This is a genomic window from Fructilactobacillus sp. X2R1C3, from assembly GCF_059901425.1.
The window spans coordinates 138,656-157,664 of the sequence record NZ_JBWXUW010000001.1; the positions used below are offsets into that span (position 1 = coordinate 138,656).

Annotated in this window: 18 protein-coding genes and 1 pseudogene; 14 read left to right on the forward strand and 5 right to left on the reverse strand. The window is 40.4% G+C overall.

Going from position 1 to position 19,009, the window contains the following annotated elements; all coding sequences use genetic code 11:
• Nucleotides 1-28 precede the first annotated feature (28 nt).
• Nucleotides 29-1,858: a putative glycosyltransferase family protein gene (locus AC6UDD_RS00620; protein ID WP_500717496.1), complete on the forward strand. Its 1,830-nt coding sequence runs from the start codon at nt 29-31 to the stop codon at nt 1,856-1,858.
• A gap of 123 nt (nt 1,859-1,981) precedes the next feature.
• The gene (locus tag AC6UDD_RS00625; protein ID WP_500717498.1) at nt 1,982-2,980 is read left to right on the forward strand and encodes an Abi family protein; all 999 of its coding nucleotides are present in this window, start codon (nt 1,982-1,984) and stop codon (nt 2,978-2,980) included.
• Nucleotides 2,981-3,029: 49 nt separating this feature from the next.
• Here AC6UDD_RS00625 and AC6UDD_RS00630 read toward each other — a convergent pair whose 3' ends face one another.
• Nucleotides 3,030-3,158, reverse strand: coding sequence for a hypothetical protein (locus AC6UDD_RS00630; protein WP_500717500.1), 129 nt, complete (start codon nt 3,156-3,158; stop codon nt 3,030-3,032).
• A complete protein-coding gene (locus tag AC6UDD_RS00635; protein WP_500717503.1) occupies nt 3,148-4,194 on the reverse strand; it encodes a zinc-binding alcohol dehydrogenase family protein in 1,047 nt (348 codons plus the stop codon). The genes AC6UDD_RS00630 and AC6UDD_RS00635 overlap by 11 nt, the downstream gene beginning before the upstream one ends.
• 131 nt (nt 4,195-4,325) lie before the next feature.
• Here AC6UDD_RS00635 and AC6UDD_RS00640 point away from each other — a divergent pair, with 131 nt between their 5' ends.
• The 8 genes from AC6UDD_RS00640 to AC6UDD_RS00675 all read left to right on the forward strand — a co-directional run bounded on the left by AC6UDD_RS00640 (nt 4,326) and on the right by AC6UDD_RS00675 (nt 10,694).
• The gene (locus AC6UDD_RS00640; protein ID WP_500717505.1) at nt 4,326-4,823 is read left to right on the forward strand and encodes a methylated-DNA--[protein]-cysteine S-methyltransferase; all 498 of its coding nucleotides are present in this window, start codon (nt 4,326-4,328) and stop codon (nt 4,821-4,823) included.
• A 130-nt stretch (nt 4,824-4,953) separates the two neighbouring features.
• The gene (locus AC6UDD_RS00645) at nt 4,954-5,712 is read left to right on the forward strand and encodes a hypothetical protein (protein ID WP_500717507.1); all 759 of its coding nucleotides are present in this window, start codon (nt 4,954-4,956) and stop codon (nt 5,710-5,712) included.
• 194 nt (nt 5,713-5,906) lie between these two features.
• Nucleotides 5,907-6,254: a hypothetical protein gene (locus tag AC6UDD_RS00650; RefSeq protein WP_500717509.1), complete on the forward strand. Its 348-nt coding sequence runs from the start codon at nt 5,907-5,909 to the stop codon at nt 6,252-6,254.
• Nucleotides 6,255-6,270: 16 nt separating this feature from the next.
• Nucleotides 6,271-6,711 (forward strand): helix-turn-helix domain-containing protein, encoded by a 441-nt coding sequence (locus AC6UDD_RS00655; protein WP_500717511.1) that lies wholly within the window; start codon nt 6,271-6,273, stop codon nt 6,709-6,711.
• A gap of 112 nt (nt 6,712-6,823) precedes the next feature.
• Nucleotides 6,824-8,338 (forward strand): FGGY-family carbohydrate kinase, encoded by a 1,515-nt coding sequence (locus AC6UDD_RS00660; protein WP_500717513.1) that lies wholly within the window; start codon nt 6,824-6,826, stop codon nt 8,336-8,338.
• Between the two features lie 399 nt (nt 8,339-8,737).
• The gene (locus AC6UDD_RS00665; protein ID WP_500717515.1) at nt 8,738-9,220 is read left to right on the forward strand and encodes a CPBP family intramembrane glutamic endopeptidase; all 483 of its coding nucleotides are present in this window, start codon (nt 8,738-8,740) and stop codon (nt 9,218-9,220) included.
• 77 nt (nt 9,221-9,297) lie between these two features.
• Nucleotides 9,298-10,338, forward strand: a complete 1,041-nt coding sequence (locus AC6UDD_RS00670) for a ketopantoate reductase family protein (RefSeq protein WP_500717517.1) — start codon at nt 9,298-9,300, stop codon at nt 10,336-10,338.
• A 158-nt stretch (nt 10,339-10,496) separates the two neighbouring features.
• Nucleotides 10,497-10,694, forward strand: coding sequence for a hypothetical protein (locus tag AC6UDD_RS00675; protein ID WP_500695384.1), 198 nt, complete (start codon nt 10,497-10,499; stop codon nt 10,692-10,694).
• A gap of 77 nt (nt 10,695-10,771) precedes the next feature.
• Here the strand turns inward: AC6UDD_RS00675 and AC6UDD_RS00680 are convergent, their stop codons facing one another.
• Both AC6UDD_RS00680 and AC6UDD_RS00685 read right to left on the reverse strand, forming a co-directional pair.
• Nucleotides 10,772-12,100, reverse strand: coding sequence for a replication-associated recombination protein A (locus AC6UDD_RS00680; protein WP_500717519.1), 1,329 nt, complete (start codon nt 12,098-12,100; stop codon nt 10,772-10,774).
• A 133-nt stretch (nt 12,101-12,233) separates the two neighbouring features.
• The gene (locus AC6UDD_RS00685; RefSeq protein ID WP_500717521.1) at nt 12,234-13,178 is read right to left on the reverse strand and encodes an NAD(P)H-binding protein; all 945 of its coding nucleotides are present in this window, start codon (nt 13,176-13,178) and stop codon (nt 12,234-12,236) included.
• Between the two features lie 145 nt (nt 13,179-13,323).
• On the opposite strand from AC6UDD_RS00685, the gene AC6UDD_RS00690 reads away from it, so the two are divergent.
• Nucleotides 13,324-13,497, forward strand: a complete 174-nt coding sequence (locus AC6UDD_RS00690) for a hypothetical protein (protein WP_500693369.1) — start codon at nt 13,324-13,326, stop codon at nt 13,495-13,497.
• A gap of 47 nt (nt 13,498-13,544) precedes the next feature.
• Here AC6UDD_RS00690 and AC6UDD_RS00695 read toward each other — a convergent pair whose 3' ends face one another.
• Nucleotides 13,545-14,066 (reverse strand): HdeD family acid-resistance protein, encoded by a 522-nt coding sequence (locus AC6UDD_RS00695; RefSeq protein WP_500693370.1) that lies wholly within the window; start codon nt 14,064-14,066, stop codon nt 13,545-13,547.
• A gap of 314 nt (nt 14,067-14,380) precedes the next feature.
• Here AC6UDD_RS00695 and AC6UDD_RS00700 point away from each other — a divergent pair, with 314 nt between their 5' ends.
• The 3 genes and pseudogenes from AC6UDD_RS00700 (at nt 14,381) to AC6UDD_RS00710 (ending at nt 19,009) form a co-directional block, all read left to right on the forward strand.
• Nucleotides 14,381-17,044, forward strand: coding sequence for a YfhO family protein (locus AC6UDD_RS00700; protein WP_500717523.1), 2,664 nt, complete (start codon nt 14,381-14,383; stop codon nt 17,042-17,044).
• A gap of 83 nt (nt 17,045-17,127) precedes the next feature.
• A complete protein-coding gene (locus tag AC6UDD_RS00705) occupies nt 17,128-17,787 on the forward strand; it encodes a histidine phosphatase family protein (protein WP_500717526.1) in 660 nt (219 codons plus the stop codon).
• A 106-nt stretch (nt 17,788-17,893) separates the two neighbouring features.
• Nucleotides 17,894-19,009, forward strand: a pseudogene (locus AC6UDD_RS00710) (glycerol dehydrogenase).

Below are 19,009 nucleotides of genomic sequence, written 5' to 3' on the forward strand. Positions count from 1 at the left end.
TAATCACAATTACTTATAAGAGGAAATCATGAAGAATAAATATGCTAAAACGACGCTAGCGGCTTTTTTAATTTTGTTAGCGGCCCTTTTCCTAGTTGGAATTCAGTACTTTTCACACAGTATCCTGCTGGGAAATGACTCGCTCTTTCATTTCAATCGCATTTATGACGTTGAAAGACAGCTTCAGACCGGCAACTTCAACTATTTCATGACTAACTATGGCTTCAATCAGACTGGCCGAATTGTCAACGCAGTCTATGGACCTTACATGGCCTTTATTTTGGGCGTAGTTTTGCTAGCGACTAAGAGTTGGTTTAGCTTCCAACTGGTAACGAGTTTTGTTCTGTATGTCATCGCTGGACTGGGTTCGTACGGCTTGTTTCGCCGTGTCAAGGTCAACCGTTTCTTTGCCACAGCTGGCGCAATTATTTATTTGTCTCAGAACTTCATTACTGGTTGGCAGACTGATGCGCAGTTTCTAGCTTGGGGTGCATCCGTCCTGCCGTTTGCGGTGATGGTGGCTCTCGATTTGCTGGATGGTTCACCGAAGAAAATTCACGTGACGTTAGCGTTAGTCGTTGCGATTTTACTTGAGATGCACATCTTGAGTGCCCTGTTCACGGTCATTATGCTAGTCCCGTTTGCGGTCGTTGGTCTTTGGCGTTCACGAGCTAAGTGGAAGTATTTGGGTAAGATTGCGTTGAACGTGCTCTTAACGTTGATTTTGGCTGGAAATTACTTCGTTGGTTTCTTGAACATTTTCGGGAAAAACGAACTCATGCCACCGTTTATGATGAAGGACATGAGTACGTATTCAGCGAATTTTAATTTTTATAATAACTTACCCAATGAAGTTGGAATTGTACTGACACTGATTTGTGTTTTCCAGTTGGGTTACATGATTATTGCCAAAAAGAAGAATTTGACTAACATCGTGGTCACGATTGTGGGTGGCTTGTTTCTCCTAGTATCATCGGCGATGCTACCTTGGAACGCAATGGGTGAGAAGTGGACCTACGTGCAGAACTTTATCCAGTTCCCGTACCGTTTCTTTCCGTATGCGGCAATTTTGTTGATGGTTGGTTTCTTCATGTCAATCAGTCAGATTAGTCGTGACTGGTACGAAAAAATCAGCGCATCGCACGGTGATATTCGCTACAACTACATGAAAATTTTCATGGGAATCGTGGTAGCTGTCATGACGGTCACTTCCCTGTGGCTTGCATATTCAAACGTTCAGTATGGCGTGGATGTTTGGCATAACCCAAAGAGTTCCCCGATTAAACGTAATATGATTCGGGCCCTTCCAAACGTGGAGACACCACGAGCGTACATGCCACCAGCTAAGAGCCCGTTTAAGAAGGATTTGAGCGTGAAACAGGTTCGCTTTGACTTTATAAGTGGCAACCTCGATAAACCCTTGCGTGACGTTTCTGAGTCAAATGGGGACTACTTGCCAAATGATTCTGGTAATCCCAACTTTAATTCGGTTGGATCGCAGTACCATGCTGATGTCATGAATAATCATGGTTTTAAAAAACAAGTAGACCATAATGGTGATTTAACCGTTAAGTGGAACGCTGATCCCAGTCAGACTAAGAATGATTATCGAACCGTTCCGGTCATCCTGTACCATAATTCAACGGTTAAATTGAACGGCACCAAACTTAATCGTAATCAATATCGCGTTTCCGATATTGGGGCAGCAAGGGTCAAAGAAAAAGCTGGTCAGAATCAGTTGACGGTTGGATATCATAACCCGGCGCATTTCATGGTAGTGGTCGCTCTGTCGGTATTGGTATGGATTGTTATGGTCGGATGCGTGATCATTAAGGGAATTTATAAATGTTTTCCTTGAATAATAGAGTGGGAATCGATATAATATAGTTAATCAAATGAATGACTCGTTTGAGTCAACTGGGGAGGCTATGTTTTATTAGCTTCCCCTTTTATTTAATATTAGTAAATGGAGATTTTTATTATGTCAGAAGATTCAAAACCGTTTAAGACTACTGAAGAACAAATTACAATATTAAAGGAAAGAAATTTGTTATTTTCTAATGAATCTGCAGACGCTAATATATTAAAAGATTATGGTTATTATGAAGTTATTAATGGATATAAAGATAACTTTATGATTGATAATATTGACGATGATCATGGATTTAAGCCTGACACAACATTTGAACATATATATGCTTTATATAATCTTGATAAATCTTTTAGGAATGCCATTCTGCAAAATTTAGAGGATTTCGAGGGTATATTTAAAGAGAATTTAGCTTATGTAATTTCTGAAAAATTATCATATAAAGATAGTCATTACACTTTAAAATCTCATTATAATACTGGGAAAGTACATTCTAGGAATAATAGAAATAGGAATGATAGAAATAAATTATTACAATCGTTTAAACGGACGCTAAGGTCGGATCATAATCCATATTTATATTATAGAAATCAACATGATAATATTCCGCCATGGATTATGATTAAAAATTTTACATTTGGTAATGCTATTTATTGGTTTAGATTATCAAAAAAAGATATAAGACAAGAAGTTGTTTCTAGAATGGTAGGAATGGATTTGAGTTTGTATAAAAAATCTGATGCTCAATTAAAAATAAGCCAATCATTTGGTGATATTCTTGATTTATTTTTAAATTATCGGAATCTGACAGCACATGGGGGAAGAGTATTTTCTCACCGTTCTAAGTTTCATGGAATTAAACATTATTCTGGATTTATTTATCGTGATGATATTTTACCAATTTCTAGAGAGAAATTTAATAAAAAAGTATGTCGTAGTAGTGTTGGAACCGTGTTGAACGTACTTAAAGTATTTGAAAATAAGTCTCCATATAACGAAATGAAAATTGAAATTAAAAATAATTTAAGTGAATATCTTAAACTTTATCCTAATGATAAAGAATATATTTTAAATGAAACAGAGTTAAATTTTGGAAGTACAGAGTTTTAAAATAGCAGGTTTAGATATATATCTAAACCTGCTATTTTAATTTTATATATTATTTAATTCCCTTACTAATATCAGAATAGTGATTAGGATTCTGGTCTTTTTGTCCCTCAAGTGCCTCTTTGAGTTGACCATTCTTTTTTAGTTCTTCGGTTTCCCTTATGGCACTATTATTTTTCATTTTCATCATTGGCCACCACAACCTTACCAATCATTTGTTTACTTTCGACTAACTTGGTAGCTTTTCGTAAGTTTTCGGCATTGATGGGGCCAAACTGTTTGGTCATCGTACTTACCAGATTACCCTCATCAAGCATGATACTAATCTTATCCAGGATTTCGTGTTGGGTAATCATGTCAGAAGTATGGAATTCAGACTTGGTGAACATGTATTCCCAGGCAAAGCGAGCCCGTTTTTCTTTTAATTTACTCATGTCGAGTGACTTGCCAGAGCCAGTGATTGATACGATTGTGCCAGATGGGGCAATTAACTCACAGATTTCGTCCCAGTAAGCGTCAATGTTACGTAAATCTAAGATGTAGTCAACGTATTTGAAACCTTGGTCGTGGATCTTTGAAACGATGTCATCGTGGTAGTCAACGACGATGTCGGCGCCGTGATCGAGTTCCCACTGTTTCGTCTCATCTTTGCCGGCAGTGGCAATGACTTTGAGGTTAGCTTGATGAGCCAATTGGGTCGCAATTGAACCAACTCCACCAGCACCATTGATAATTAAGATTGACTTATTGTGGTTCTGTTCGTCACGGTCGTAAAAGTCGATGTTCATCTGTTCAAACATGGCTTCCCATGCCGTCAGGCTAGTGAGTGGCATGGCGGCAGCATGAGCATTGTCTAACTTCTTAGGGGCAATGCCGACGATGCGTTCGTCAACCACCTGATACTCACTGTCACTACCTGGACGAACGTGTGAGCCGGCGTAGAAGACGCGGTCACCGACGCTGAAACGATTAGTCTTAGAGCCAACCGCTTCAACGGTTCCGACGGCATCCCATCCGATAATTTTTGGTTCTTTTAGTGGTTCTTTTTGGGCTTCACGGGTGAAAACGTCAACGGGATTAACCGAAACGGCAGCCACTTTTACTAACAAGTCGTGTGGTTCCGGCTTGGGTACTTCGGTGGTGAAGTCAAATAAACTCTTGGGGTCATCAATTGGTAGGTATTTTGTGTAACCAACGGCATTCATTTCTTTAGTCATAAACGTTCTCCTTTTTCGTATTCTACCCCTAGGATACCACGCGGACGGCGATAATTGTTTCCCTGAAGTTAGGTTGCCATCACATTTTATGATAAAATGATGATATGGAAAGAGTGGGATGAGGTAAAAAAATGCAAAGATTGTATTGGGATTCCGTTCATGTTAACGGGGATAAAGTCTTCTTCACGATTGACGATCATGGATTGAATTTCGTAAGCAGTCCAGGTCAAGGAGTGTCTCAACTGCTTGATTTTTATACGAATGATCATTTTGAGTACGCCAAAAATAGTGAGCATAGCTTACAGTATCGTAAAACAATTAAAAACTATTTGAGAGGTAAATCAACTAGTCTTGATTTACCAACTGATTTTATGGGCTACGGTTCTGATGGGGACCGGTTGGTCTGGAACGAAATTGCCCAGATCCCATTTGGTGAATTAGTCACGGTTTCCGATTTGGCAGACCGTTCTGGTGTGAGTCAGGATAAAGTGGAAGCTGCCATTTCAAGAAGTCCCATCTGGATCGTGTTGCCGCTTCACCGGGTGACGGATCGAAACGGACGGTATCCGTACCGGACAAACGAGATGACCCGTGATTTCTTGGTGGATCTTGAGCATCCGAAAAAGTAAATAATGAAATCGAGATTTCAGTCGTGAAGTCTCTTTTATTTTATAAAAAATAGTGGCAAAATCGCTTTTGTAAAGATGATTGATGTTGTATAGTCATAATCACAATCAAATAATGAATGGAGTATTTAGGATGAAACATATTATTAAGGCAGACAACGGGCGAGTGTTTAAGCGACTGGTAGCTACGGGAGTCAATGATAATAGTAATCAGTTTGACTTCAACAAGGTCAGACCGATTCCGCAACAAATTAGAGACGTAATCGTCGATAATTATTTGTCAAACGCTGCGATCGGAGTCTACATGGTCAACGTTGACTTCAACCGGGATGATATTCCGTCGACGGTGGAGGCGCTCGCGGCTGATATGAATCACAATGGGGACGAATTCTACGACCACGTCCAGCGTGACCAGCAGAAGTTTCTTTCAACTTTCATGGAGGTCTACGGTCAATTTGAGCAACCCATGGATGACAAGATGAAAGAGGCCACCATTGCTTCGCTTCAACGTGGCTACATTGGAGCTAAAAAGTATTTGATTAAGGACAACATTGATTTAGAGGTCTTTCAACCGTACGACCCAGAAAAAATTTTGCAGCCAGCCTTAAGGGAAGGTTTTCAAGGGATTGACTTGAACGTGCTCGCTTGGTTATCCAAACAGGGTGAGATGTTGATTAATAACTACATTGCCTTTCAGGCCTTTAATCAGGAAGACTGGACCAACGAGAACTGGCGCATTACCGAAAATGCGTTTGATACTGAGATTGATAAGAAAGAAAATACCATTACATTCCACACTTACGAAATTGTCGGCTTGACTGATTTATTTGAGACCTTGTTGATTAAGTCGGACGCCCAGGCGGATGATGTGAAGTATTCGTATGAGTTGTAGGATGTAACAGAAAAAGTATTTTTATGAAAAGTCTATGTGAATATAAATAATTAATGCGTATATGCACTATGTAAACCATTTAGTTAATTAATTTAACTAAGTGGTTTTTTATTATGGTTAATTTATTGTTTTGTTTCTGATTAGAAACAAATGGTATAATGATATTAGCCAAGAAAGATATGGTGATAAACACTGTGAACAATGCATCTAAGCGTAAAGTTAAAAGTGTTTTAAAAAAGATCGAAAGAAATCGATCAACTTGGCAAGTAAGCAGGCGTTCTAAAAATCTGGGAACTCAAATTAAACTAGAGATGGATTCAGTAGGAATCATGAATTTTATTTATGACAATCTTTCTTGGAAAGATTATGTTTGTGGTCCGGAAAGTGACAACCACGTTCCACCAATTTCTGGAGACATTTGGGTATTCGGGTTAACTAGATTAAATTATGATTTGTATTTAAAATTTCAATTGAAGAAGAATTCAGTATATTGGATTTCAATTCATATTGCTGAATATCCAATACATTATCGTTATAAGTAGAAGGGAGAAAATAATGATGAAATTATTATATAATCCAGAAACAGACCAAACTGGTCAATACCAAGATGTCTACGAAAATAAAACTGTCAATTTTAAGGGTGTAGATGTTAATGTTAACGAACATTTTCTCGTTGATGAATCAGGTGAAAAATGGCTGGATTTTAATGATCCAGACGAAAATATTCATAAGATATTTGATGCTTACCGTAAATTAAAGGGATTCATGGTGCCAACAGATGTTAGAAAACTCAGGAAAAGTTATGGATTGTCTAGTAGGGACTTTGCTAAAACTTTGGGAATGGGATATGGAACCCTGAACCAGATTGAAAATAACCATATTGTGCAAAGTACCCAACAAGATGCATTGTTTCAGATGGCTAGGGATAGAAGTGCTTTTGAAAGGCTAGTAATTGAACATCATGATAATCACAAGCTAGCAACTGAGATGGAATTGTAATATTTATTTTTGAGATACATTGTTTTTATGTTCACTCATTAACAAATTACTCTCAATAAGCTAAACTTAAGTCATCAAAACAGCTCACTTTATTTCGCAAAGGAGACTTTCCATGACCCAATATATTTTAGGAATTGACATCGGCACCTCAAGCACCAAAGCCATCTTGATGACTACCACTGGTGAAATTATTGCTCAAGACAAAGCTTCATATCAATTAGAAACCCCACATCCAGAGTGGGCGCAAGAGAATGCTGACGACTGGCTTCAGGCAGTGACGTCTTTGATTAAAAAATTGGCCCAAAAAATCGATAGTACCCACATCATTGGTATTGGCATCGATGGTCTCTACGGTGGTTCTGGGGTTCCAATTGACAAAAGTGGTCAGCCACTCAGTCCCGCTTTGATTTGGATGGATCGTCGGGCTACAAAAGAAACTGCAGAGGCATTGAAACTTGTCAGTAAATCAGAACTGATGGACATCACTGGCAACTTGGCCGATCCGTACTACGGTTACACTAAAATTATGTGGCTGAAACAAAACAAGCCGGAGTTGTACCGCGACACTTATCAATTTTTGCCACCTGAATCGTACGTCATTTACAAGTTAACGGGAAATATCAGCATTAATTATTCCGCGGCTGGTAATTTAGCTGGAATTTTCAACATTAATGATGATGAGTGGTCACCTGAACTGGCCACTAAATTAGGCATCGATTTAAATAAATTACCACAGAAGATGATTGCTAGCACGGATGTCGCCGGTCAAGTCACTGACGAGTGGGAACAGGAATTAGGCGTTAAAGCGGGGACACCAATCTTTAATACTGGAGTTGACGTTGGACCAGCAACGGTCGGAACTGGCGTTCTTGGAACGGGGCGTATGACGATTGCGCTAGGAACGTCAATGAATGCGGCGCTTGTGACCGATAAGCCACTTAAAGATGACAATCTGATTATTTGGCCTTACGCTTATAAACCGAAGGAATACTACTATAACTTTGCCGGAGCTAACACGGCTGGCGCGGTCATTGCGTGGTTCACCCGAGAATTCGCTCAGGAAGTTGATAATAATAACAGCACGAAAATGCTGGACGAAGAAAGTGAGCACGTTCCCGCTGGTAGTAATGGCTTGATTGTTTTACCGTACTTTATGGGTGAACGCAGTCCGGTCTGGGACTCCAACGTTCGTGGAACCATCTTTGGGATTTCAATGACGACGAAACGTTACGAGTTGTTTAAGGCGTTTCAGGAGGCCATTGCCTACTCGGTTCGTCAGAGTATTGAACAGTTTGGTGATCACATTGGCGACTCGTTTACCCTGGTGGGTGGCGTTAGCAGTTCTAAAAAAATGGTCCAGATCATTGCAGACGTGACAGGTAAGACTGTCAAGACAACCGATTCTGGCGGTGAAGCTGACCTCGGAAGTGCCATTCTGGCTGGAATTGGATTGAATCAAATTCAACCTCAAGCGGTCCAAAAGTGGGTCAAAATTAATGAAAAGATTGAACCCAATCCTGAAATACATAAAGAGTATAACAAGTACTATGAGTTGTATCGTTTGGCGTATACGGATACGAAGGGTTTTTATAAGAAGTACAATGAGTTAGTTAATAATCATGATTAAATAAACTTCATACTGAAATGATGTTTTATTAAAAGATAAAGTGAGTGCTTATCAACACTCATTTTTTATACCTAAATACTTAAGGATGTGTTTTCAATTAAGTCGTTAACCAAAAATCATTTATTTCAATTAATTGTGTTTTACTTTGCGATTTTACTGTCATTTCCATGTGTTCACTTAATTTATGAACTTACCGATAAGGGAATCACCGTATTCGCGGTTACATACGTTGGTTTATTTCTGTTTTTCTATTTGGTGAATTTTTGGTGGTTAAAACAACCAGTTTACTTAAAATCAAACGTTCCATTTAAAAAGCAGTGGATAATTGATGTAATAATACTAATTTTTATTTGCTTAGTTGTATTGCAACTATTTTCCGTAGATTTATTTAGAACGTCAATGATTAAGCCATTGATAATTTCGTTAGGCTCAGGCATTTTAGAGGAATTTCTTTTTAGAGGAGTCATTTTGACCATGTTATTGTCAATCTTGCTTCCCGTTCTAAAAAATAAAACCCATCTTATTTGCCTCATATCGGTCACGATTAGTAGTCTGATGTTTTCGGGAACTCACTTAATTAATATTGAAACCCTTCATCAAGGATTATGGGTAACGCTGGTTCAGGTCCTGTTCACGATCGCAATGGGAATCATTAATGGTGTGATTTATCTTCGGACCAGAACCGTTCTTTTTCCGATGTTGATGCACTTCTTGTGGAATTTTACTACTTCAGCTAGTAATGGAATCCATGAAGTCCTTCCCGCTAGTGAGATTGTCTCAGCTGTTACAACGATGTCGATTGTGGTGTTGGTTAGTTTATTGTTTATGGTTTGCTTTATTAGAAAATCTAATTCACAAGATATCATTAATGATTTTTCATAAGCCCACATTTTTGACATTCCCGCTTTACAGCTACATACTTCCCATGTATTCCAAAAAAAGAAAGAAGTATGGTAATAATGAAAATTGCAGTCTATGGCGCTGGTTCACTTGGGACCATTATTGGTGCATATCTCACCAAAGCATACGGCAAAGACAACGTGGATTTGATTGCCGACAATCCCCAGCACGTTAAGGATTTAAATGATCAGGGTGCGACGGTCACTGGTACGGCTAATTTTACCGTTCCTGTATCGGCCAAGACCCCAGATGAATTAAAATCGGACGAGTATGATCTTGTCTTACTTTTGACCAAGCAGACTCATAATGGTGAAGTTCTCCCCAAAGTTAAAGAAGTATTGAAACCGGATGGAACCTTGGTTTCACTTCAAAACGGGGTTCCAGAAATTGCGATTTCAAAGGTCATTGGCCCCGCAAACATCGTTGCTGGTTCCGTTGAATTTGGTGGTACCCAACTTAACCACACGGAGTCGGAATTGACCACGGCACTTCCTGCCTTTGAAAATGCGGCGTTTCAGATTGGTGAACTTGACGGGAAGGATACCGACCGCATTAAGAAGGTCAAAGACGTGTTGAGTCACGTTGGTGGCACCGCCATTTCCGATAACTTACTTGGAACCAAATGGTCTAAACTTTTGGTTAACTCATCGTTTAGTGGGTTATCAGCCGCAAGTGATGCTACTTTTGGCCAGGTTGCTGACAATGAGATTGGCTTAAAGAGTGCGCTAAATATCGTCAAAGAAGGATTAAAGGTCGGTCATGCTGACAGGGTGCAATTTGCCAAAATGGGAAATCATGACCTCAGTTCGCTTACTATCGACCATCCCAATGATGAACCAGCACAGTTGGAATACCTGAAGTCCGCGATGAATAACAGTAAGAATCTAAAGGCCAGCATGCTGCAGGATTTGGAGAAGGGTAGAAAGACTGAGGTTGATGACATCAATGGGGTGATTGCCGAGACGGGCAAAAAATATGGAATCAAGACTCCATTCAACGACTTGGTCATTAAGATTGTTGAAAATGCCCAAGATACTGGTAAATTACCGAAGTTTGATGATACCATGGGGCAGTTTCAGCAGTTACTTGATAACAAGTAGGAATTATTCTAATGAGACTGTTCACAGTACGTTAGAATAATTGGTTGTTTACTTTTAAATTATGTAATATTATGAATCTCTAAAGGAACTTTGAGAGGTTCATTTTTTGTGTTTAAATATAAAGTGTATGAATTAATCGTATCTTAGAAAGGCGAAAAATGACTGTTGCAATATCAATCTTTATTTTTTTGTTTCTGGTCTGGCTACTGTTTGAGTTTATCAGCAGTGCCGCTTGTGGTTGTCTTTTGTTGATGTTTCTATTAGCCGCTACGATTGGTTTGTTTGCGGCTAATTTCTGGATTCTCGGTCTGATTATGTTGGTACTAGTGGTATTTGGGGCGTTATTTAATTATTAGTAGCGTCGATTCTTTTTAAATTATAGTAAATTAAAATTGCCAACCCGATAATTTAATCAGGGTTGGCAATTTTTTTCTTAATTTTTATTATCGTGTTGTTCATGCCACTTCTTGATTTGTTCGAGGCGTTCCTTAAACCGGATCTCATGACCCTCGCTCGTGGGTTTGTAGTAGATGTGACCCTCAACCGATGGTGGCATTGTTTTCATCGTCGTCAGTTTGTCTTGATAGTTATGTGCAAGTTCATACCCTTTGCCATAGCCCAAGTTTTTCATCAATTTGGTGGGAGCGTTTCTGATTTGGAGGGGAACGGGATCATCAGCGGTTTCTTTGACGTCTTTCTTGGCCGCCAGTCGTGCCTTATAGAGGGCGTTTGATTTTGGTGCGAGTGAGAGGTACGTCACGGCCTCTACGAGGTGGACGTCACACTCGGGCATTCCTAGAAACTGGCAGGCCTGAAACACGTTAATAGCGACGTTTAAGGCATTGGTATCGGCTAAGCCAACGTCTTCACTTGCGAACCGCACCAGTCGTCTTGCAATGTAAAGCGGGTCTTCTCCACCGTCTAACATACGAGAAAGCCAGTAAATAGTAGCGTCAACGTCACTATTACGCATCGATTTATGCAAAGCTGAGATAATGTTGTAGTGTTCTTCGCCATTTTTGTCGTACAGCACAAACTTGTTACCGATCAGTTGTTTCAGGCCATCAAGTGTAATGGTAGTTACACCGTCTTTTTTGTCACCATTGAGGACTGCCATTTCCAAGGTATTTAACGCTTTACGGGCGTCACCGTTAGCAAAATTAGCAATCTCGTTAATTTCATCTTTGCCAATCTTGATGTTTTGTTTGCCAAAGCCGTCCGGGTTCTTTAAGGCGTTGTTTAAAAGTGTTACCACATCGGACGGTTTTAAGGCGTGCAGGACGAAGACCTTACAACGTGATAGGAGGGCGGAATTGACCTCAAACGACGGATTCTCGGTAGTGGCCCCAATCAAGATGATGCTACCTTGCTCAACGTAGGGTAGAAAGGCATCCTGTTGGGCTTTATTGAAACGGTGAATTTCGTCGACAAAGACAATTGTTTTTTGCCCAATTTGCTGATCCTGCTCGGCCTGCCGCATAATTTTTTTAATCTTACTGATACTACTGTCGGCCGCGCTGAAACTGTAAAAGTTCGACTGCGTCTTTCTGGCGATGATTTCGGCCAACGTGGTTTTACCGACCCCAGGTGGTCCCCAGAAAATCATAGAAGAAACCTGGTCGTTTTCAATTAGTTCTCTTAAGATTTTTCCCTTTCCAAGGAGATTTTGCTGTCCCACAAACTGGTCTAAAGTCTTGGGACGAACCCGACTGGCTAAGGGAACGTTTTGGTCTTGATTATTAAAAAGTGATTCTTGCCGCATGGTTGTTCACTTCGATTCTGCTAGAAAGTTTAGTAGTTAATTAAGTTTAAGTTAATACACTTGGATAAATCATGCAATCAATGGGTTTAAAAAAGTTCTCTGACTAAAATTTTAATCAAAGAACTTTTTTTACTTAGATTTCGTATGATGGTTTAGGGGACAGTAAATCTTTGACCTGTTCATCAAGGGTTGGTAGTGGTCTACCAATGACCTGTGGTAGGTCCGGATCATTGTCAGTATTGTTTTCTAGGATTTCTTGATGAGTCATCCCAAATTTGACGGCCTGTTCGTCGATGTTTTCATCCAAAACTCCGGCCCTGATCATGTCTTGGACGCCTATCATGAAATCAATTGAGTCCTTGTCGTAGCCACGTTTTGCTAAAGCTTGGCGGTAGTTGTCATCGTTTAACAAGTTAACTTTAAAGTCTTTGTTGGTGTTGGCAACGATCGAGGCTGCTAGGTCGGCGTAGGTGTGTTCGTTGCCATAGAACTCATAGACATCCTTGGTTTTTTCGTCACTTGCCATGACTTTAGCTGCCGCAAACGCGTAGTATTTCTCTTCGGCCCAACCCACTTTGCCGTCACCAGCGGAGAAGATAAAGTCCGCTCCCTTAGCGGAACGTTTGATTACGTCGAGGTCGTTTTCTAGGTACCAGTTATTTCTAAGAAAGGAATGGTCGATGCCGGTTGCCTCGATTAATTGTTCGGTCTTGGCGTGGTCCTCTGCCAGTGGCACCTTGGCGATGTCGGCGTGAGGGAAGCTCGTATAAGCAATAAACTTAACCTTAGCTTTGACGGCGGCGTTGACCACATTTTCGTGTTGGACGTAGCGGGGATGTTCTGGATCGGGCTGTGATGAGACGAACAGGAGCTTGTCAATTCCACTCAAGGCCTGATTTAGGCTCTCGGTGTCGTTATAATCACCCCTTCTGATTTCAACTCCCGCAGGATACATCTTTTTTGCTTTTTCCTTGTTTCTAGCGATTACGACGATGTCTTCGACGGGAACCAACCGAATCAGGCCCAAGATAGCACGTTCACCGAAACGACCCGTTCCGGCAGTAACTCCATATTTCATAGTATTTTCTCCTTCATTTTCGTTATCTAGAAACTAGCATTAATCTTTTCAAAAGGCAATTAAACCATTTTGGAAATGATTCTTTATGAAAGCCACGGTGATAATGATATAATAGGAACGTATAAACAGAAGAGGAGGGTTTAGTATGAGTGACAGAAGACCTAGTGAAAAACAAGAAAAGAACTTATTGCATAAATTAGAAAAAGACGATCACAAAAAGGATCGTGGCCATGAAAACCGTTCAACCGATGGAAAAGAGATTCATAAACACATCGAACGTAGTGACCGTCCTGAAGAACCAAATAAGGATCGCAAATAATTAATGGTACAAAAAAAGATCGCGAATCCGCGATCTTTTATTTTTGATTAGAATGAACGAACAATTAACAAAATTCCAAAGAACATGAAGTAAAATGCTACTAAGAATAATGCAACTGACATTGCCATGGCTGGTTGGAATAATAGAACAATTCCTAAGATCAAGCCAATAATACCAAGAATGACTTCAAACCAGAAGTAACCCTTGTGGTTTCTTTCGGCAAATCGACTGTACCATAGTTCAAACAATGAATCGATGATGAACCAGATTGATAACATCAACCAGATGTAGATTCCACCAACGGCAGGGTCTAAGAAGATTAAGATACCAATGATGATATCAAGCACACCGTTAATGACAAGCCAAACTGGTGACATCCCTAATGATTTGTCTAGTTGAGAAATTTCAGCAATCTTGAAGATACCTTCAACGATTGACAAGATGGCAATGACGAAAACTAATGCCTTAAATGAGTTCAATGGATTCTTCAAAATGAAGAGTGATAAGATGACACTCAAGATTCCGATAACCAATGAAAACGGGTCAAAGCCTTTTGTTTTACTAAACATATGAACACTCCTTTTTATTTATTAGCCTAAGCTTAAATTCATTTTACCAAAATTTAAGAAATAAGCCACCATTGAAATGTTAAATGACGTAATTTAGTAAGATATTTAACTTCAAGGGAAGTTAATTGGAATAATTGACGTATCCTAGTTATGAAGACCCGTTGGCTTTGTCAAAGACATTAGCGTTAAATGATTGAACTAACAAATTATTCTTAAAGAATTGTCACATTTGTTAGGTTACGTCACAAAAATATAATACAATGAACTGTGGTTACATAATTTTACAAATATTAATATCGAGGGATTTTTTAGCTATGAAAAAGAAAATGCATGTTTGGAAATACTACGCGGCCGCTTTTATTATTCCGGTCGTAGTTGCTTCCATCGTCTTCGCAATTTACGGAATAACACCGTTTGGTAACCATAATCTACTTATCAGTGATTTGCTCACGCAGTACATGCCATTTTTTAAGTTACTTCGTGATCAGATGCTCCATCATACCTTTAGTGCGTACTCGTTTTTGGTGTCGATTGGTGATAACACCGTCCCGATCTACACTTACTACCTCATGAGTCCTCTAAACCTGCTAGTCTCATGGTTCAGTGTCGTTCACATGCCAATTCTGATCTCAATTATCATTTTGATTAAGATTGGACTAATTGGTTGGTCAATGGCCTTCTTCTTGAAGGTGAAGTATCACAGACAGGACATGGTGCAGATCATGGCTGCCGTAGCATACAGTTTGAGTGGTTACGTTGCTCTCTACTTCTATGATTTCATGTGGCTGGAAGCCTTAATGATCCTGCCGCTTCTGACTCTTGGAATTGAGCGTCTGTTTTATAAGGGCAAGTGGGGCGGATACGTCGTCGCTTTAACGGCCATCATTATCATGAACTACTACATGGGTTACATGCTGTGTATTTACTCCGTGATCTACTTTGTTTATCTTGTCTTTTTGAACCGTCCAGCTAAAACTGGGTTTTGGCATTACCTAAAAGTTCATGGTTCCATGACCTGCAAGTACGTCGTTAGCTCAATCATTGCCGCCCTATTGTCGTGTTTCATGCTGATTCCATCAATCGTGGGGATGCTTTCGACCAGTAAGGGATTGTTCAAGATCTGGGACTTTCTGCCTTATCCAAGGTTTAGCCCCGCAGTCTTTGTTAATCTTGGGGTTGGAGCCAATAACTTTATGGGACGTTTGTCACATGACCCCAGTATCTTTGTTGGCACGATCTTCATCATGGGACTCCTGGTTTTCTGGTTATCAAAGAAAATTACGAAACGACAGAAACACGCTTCCTTCTGGCTGGTTGGAGCAATCTTCGTTGGCATGTGGATTACAACTTTCAACACCATCTGGCACATGTTCCAAAATCCAGCTGGGTTCCCGTATCGAGAAGCCTTCATGTTTGGCTTTGTGACCATCATGTTCGCCTACGAAGCCTACATTAACGGAGCGTTTAAGGACAACAAGGTGGTCCGAAATGCTGGTTTAATCGTTTCCTTCCTGTTAGTAATTGGGTACGGTTGTGGTGATTTGGTGGCCTTATTTAACCACATGCATCAGTATGGCATTCAGCTTATTGCTGGGAATTCTCACTTGATCTACGCTTTAATCTTTGTCTTAGTCACCACGTTGTTGTTAATGGCAACGAATCGCTACGGCAAAAAGATTTGGTACCTGCTTTTCGCAGTCCTGTGTGTTGAGATGGGAGTTAACCTCTATCTCTCACTTCAGGGGCGACGGATTGATGCGTTTAGAAATGCTCCCGCAATGTTTGGAAACCAAAAGAAATTTGAAAATGCCTACAACCAATCTAAGGGCATTATTGACCAAAAAGTTGATAATAAGAAGAATCAAACGACGTTCCATCGTAATGACGTGAATAATCAACTATACAGTGGGATCTTTGATCAGGATTACAACCAATATAATGATGGGATTATCTTTAATTACCGTGGGGTGAGTGGTTATAGTTCCACTCTAAACATGCATACTCAAGCGGTCCTTTCTAATCTCGGATTATCGTCAAGAAACGTGCGCCGGGTTAGCGTGATTGGTAGTTCACCAATTACCGACCAGTTGCTTGGGGTTACCAACCGGTTGACCATTTTGAAGAATGGTCAGACGATCAATAAAAAGGATGAACGCTACAGTGGACTAGGCTATGCGGTTTCTGATCGGATTGTTAAGACCAAACTGAACAAAGGGCATGTTTTTAAGAACCTGAATCGCTTTGTGCAAGACGAGTCCGGTACCAAAAAGAAGTTCATGCATAAGGCCCAGGTCACCGTTAATAATTCTAGTAAATACCGTTATCAGACGGTTGATCCATACGATACTAGGCAAATGGATACGGTGGACGGATACAAGTACAATTTGACGGTTAATCCAGCTATTTCCGGTGACCAATACATGTATCTGAGTCAGGCCAACCTCTACAAGGATAAAATCTTTGTGAATGGTAAGAAGATTCCCGAAAGATACCGCATGATTGGGACTGAAAACGTTAATTTAGGTCACTTTGATAAGGGACAGAAATTTACGGTTAAGATTATTTCTTCTAATAGTCTAAAAGAGAAGAGCCTATTAAAGAGCTTCTCTGGTCTAGACGGTGTGGCTTTCAACCAATTTGTGGATGAGACCCAGCCATACAAGCTAAGAGTGGATCATCCTGAGAACCTGAAACTTTCGGGATCCGATTTCACTGGTCACGTAAAGACAACTTCAAAGCGCAACGTGCTCTTATTGAGTATTCCTTATGACAAGGGATGGCACGTGACTGAGAATGGAAAGAAGGTCAAGACGCTGATGGTTGCTGACGGTCTTACTGGAGTGAAATTAAAGCCTGGTAAGCACACTCTTCACTTCCATTACCGCACCCCTGGACTAATCCTTGGATTGCTTTTGACGATAGTCGGAATTGTTGGCGCGTTCTGCGAGTGGCTGTTCTATCGCAAACGAAATAAATAAAAATTGGCATTCCCAAAATACTCTGGGAATGCTTTTTTGTTATAATTGGGTTAGAGTTAAGGAAACGAGTGAGGTAATAAATTATGAAAGTAACTGCATACTTAGTACGACACGGACAAACCTATATGAATCTTTATAACAAGGTACAGGGTTGGATTGATTCACCTTTGACCAAAAAAGGACTTGAAGACGCCGATAACGCTGGTGAACGGCTGAAAGACATCAATTTTGATGCGGCCTTTAGTAGTGATTCTGGTCGAGCCATTCAAACTGCCCGCCATATTTTGCAGGCCAATAACAATAACATCAATATCATTAGTTATCAGTTCCCCGAGTTACGAGAACAGTTCCACGGCTACTTTGAGGGTGAAAACTTGGAGCAGATGTGGCAATTTGTTGGTGAGCAGGTCAAAACGACTTCTGAAGCCGGGGTGCTCAAAAACTTTGGTCTTGAGAAAGCTCGTGACCTGATTGCCAGAGCCGATTTGTACAACAACGCGGAGGACAATAAGACATTTTGGAAACGAGTCGATCGTGGAATTGATCGAATCCGAGAAAACACCAAGGATGGTGACAAGATCCTGATCGTTTCTCATGGGATGACCATTCGGTCCATTGTTGATCGGTATAATCCAGCGCTTGATATTGGTGAGCCGGCTAAGAATGGTAGTATTACCAAGTTAATCATTACTGATAAAGACATTAAAGTTGAGTATTTCAATAGTTTAGATGAAAAGGTCTAATGAAAAGCCGAGACGTTTGTCTCGGCTTTTTCTTATGCATTTTTAAATGGTTTACTTCTTAATTTGTGAATCATATAATTATGACAGTTTAAAGGAGGATTAAAAAATGGTTGAATTATACGCAAGTCCTAGTAACTATGTGCAAGGCTCAGACGTTTTGATGAGCAGTGCGGATCGAATTGGCAAGTTTGGGAAAAAGGTTTTACTGTTGTCAAGTCATTCGGTTTTAAAAATCATTGGCAATGACTTTGCTGATTACTTGAAACAAAATGGTTTTGACGTGGAGGTGGTTGATTTTGCCGGGGAGTCATCTGAAAGTGAGATTGATCGAGTTACTAAGATTGGTCAAGCTAACAATGATGACGTTGTCATTGGTCTGGGCGGCGGCAAGGTGTCCGATAGTGCTAAAGCGATTGCTGACAACTTGAACACAACCGTAGTGATTGCCCCAACGATTGCCTCGACGGACGCACCATGTTCGCGGTTGTCGGTAATTTACACTGACGGTGGTCAGTTTGACCACTATCGTTTCTATAAGAAAAATCCCGACATGGTGATTCTTGATACCAAGGTGATTAGTCAGGCACCAGTCAAGTTTCTGATTTCGGGAATGGCCGATGCCATGGCGACTAACATTGAGGCGACAGATACCCGCAAGTCTAACGGAACGAACATGCTAGGTGGAAAATCAACCCTTGCTGGTGAAGCAATTGGGCAAAAGTGTGAATAAACGTTGTTTAAGTATGGAAGCCTAGCGGTTGCCGCAAACGTGGTTGGATCGGTGACTACCAAACTTGATAAAGTCGCTGAAGCCAACACGCTTCTTAGTGGGATTGGTTTTGAAAGTGGTGGCTTGGCCGCTGCTCACGCCATCTACAATGGCTTTACGGCTTTGAGTGGTGAGATTGACCAGTTATCACATGGACAAAAGGTCGCCTTCGGAACCCTATGTGAGTTGGTTCTGACGGGTGCCGATCATCGTCAGTTTGAAAAGTATTTGAAATTCGATCTTGAGTTTGGCCTACCAACCACGCTAGCGGATCTGAAGTTGGGCAATGCCAGTGATGAAGAATTAATGAAGGCTGCCACTCAAGCATGTGATCCAAGTGACACCATGGTAAACTTACCAGTTTCAGTAACACCAACAGATGTGATGAACGCCATGAAGGCTGTTTCTGAATTCAGTCATGAGTACCAGGTTAAGAATGGATTAGGTGAGTAA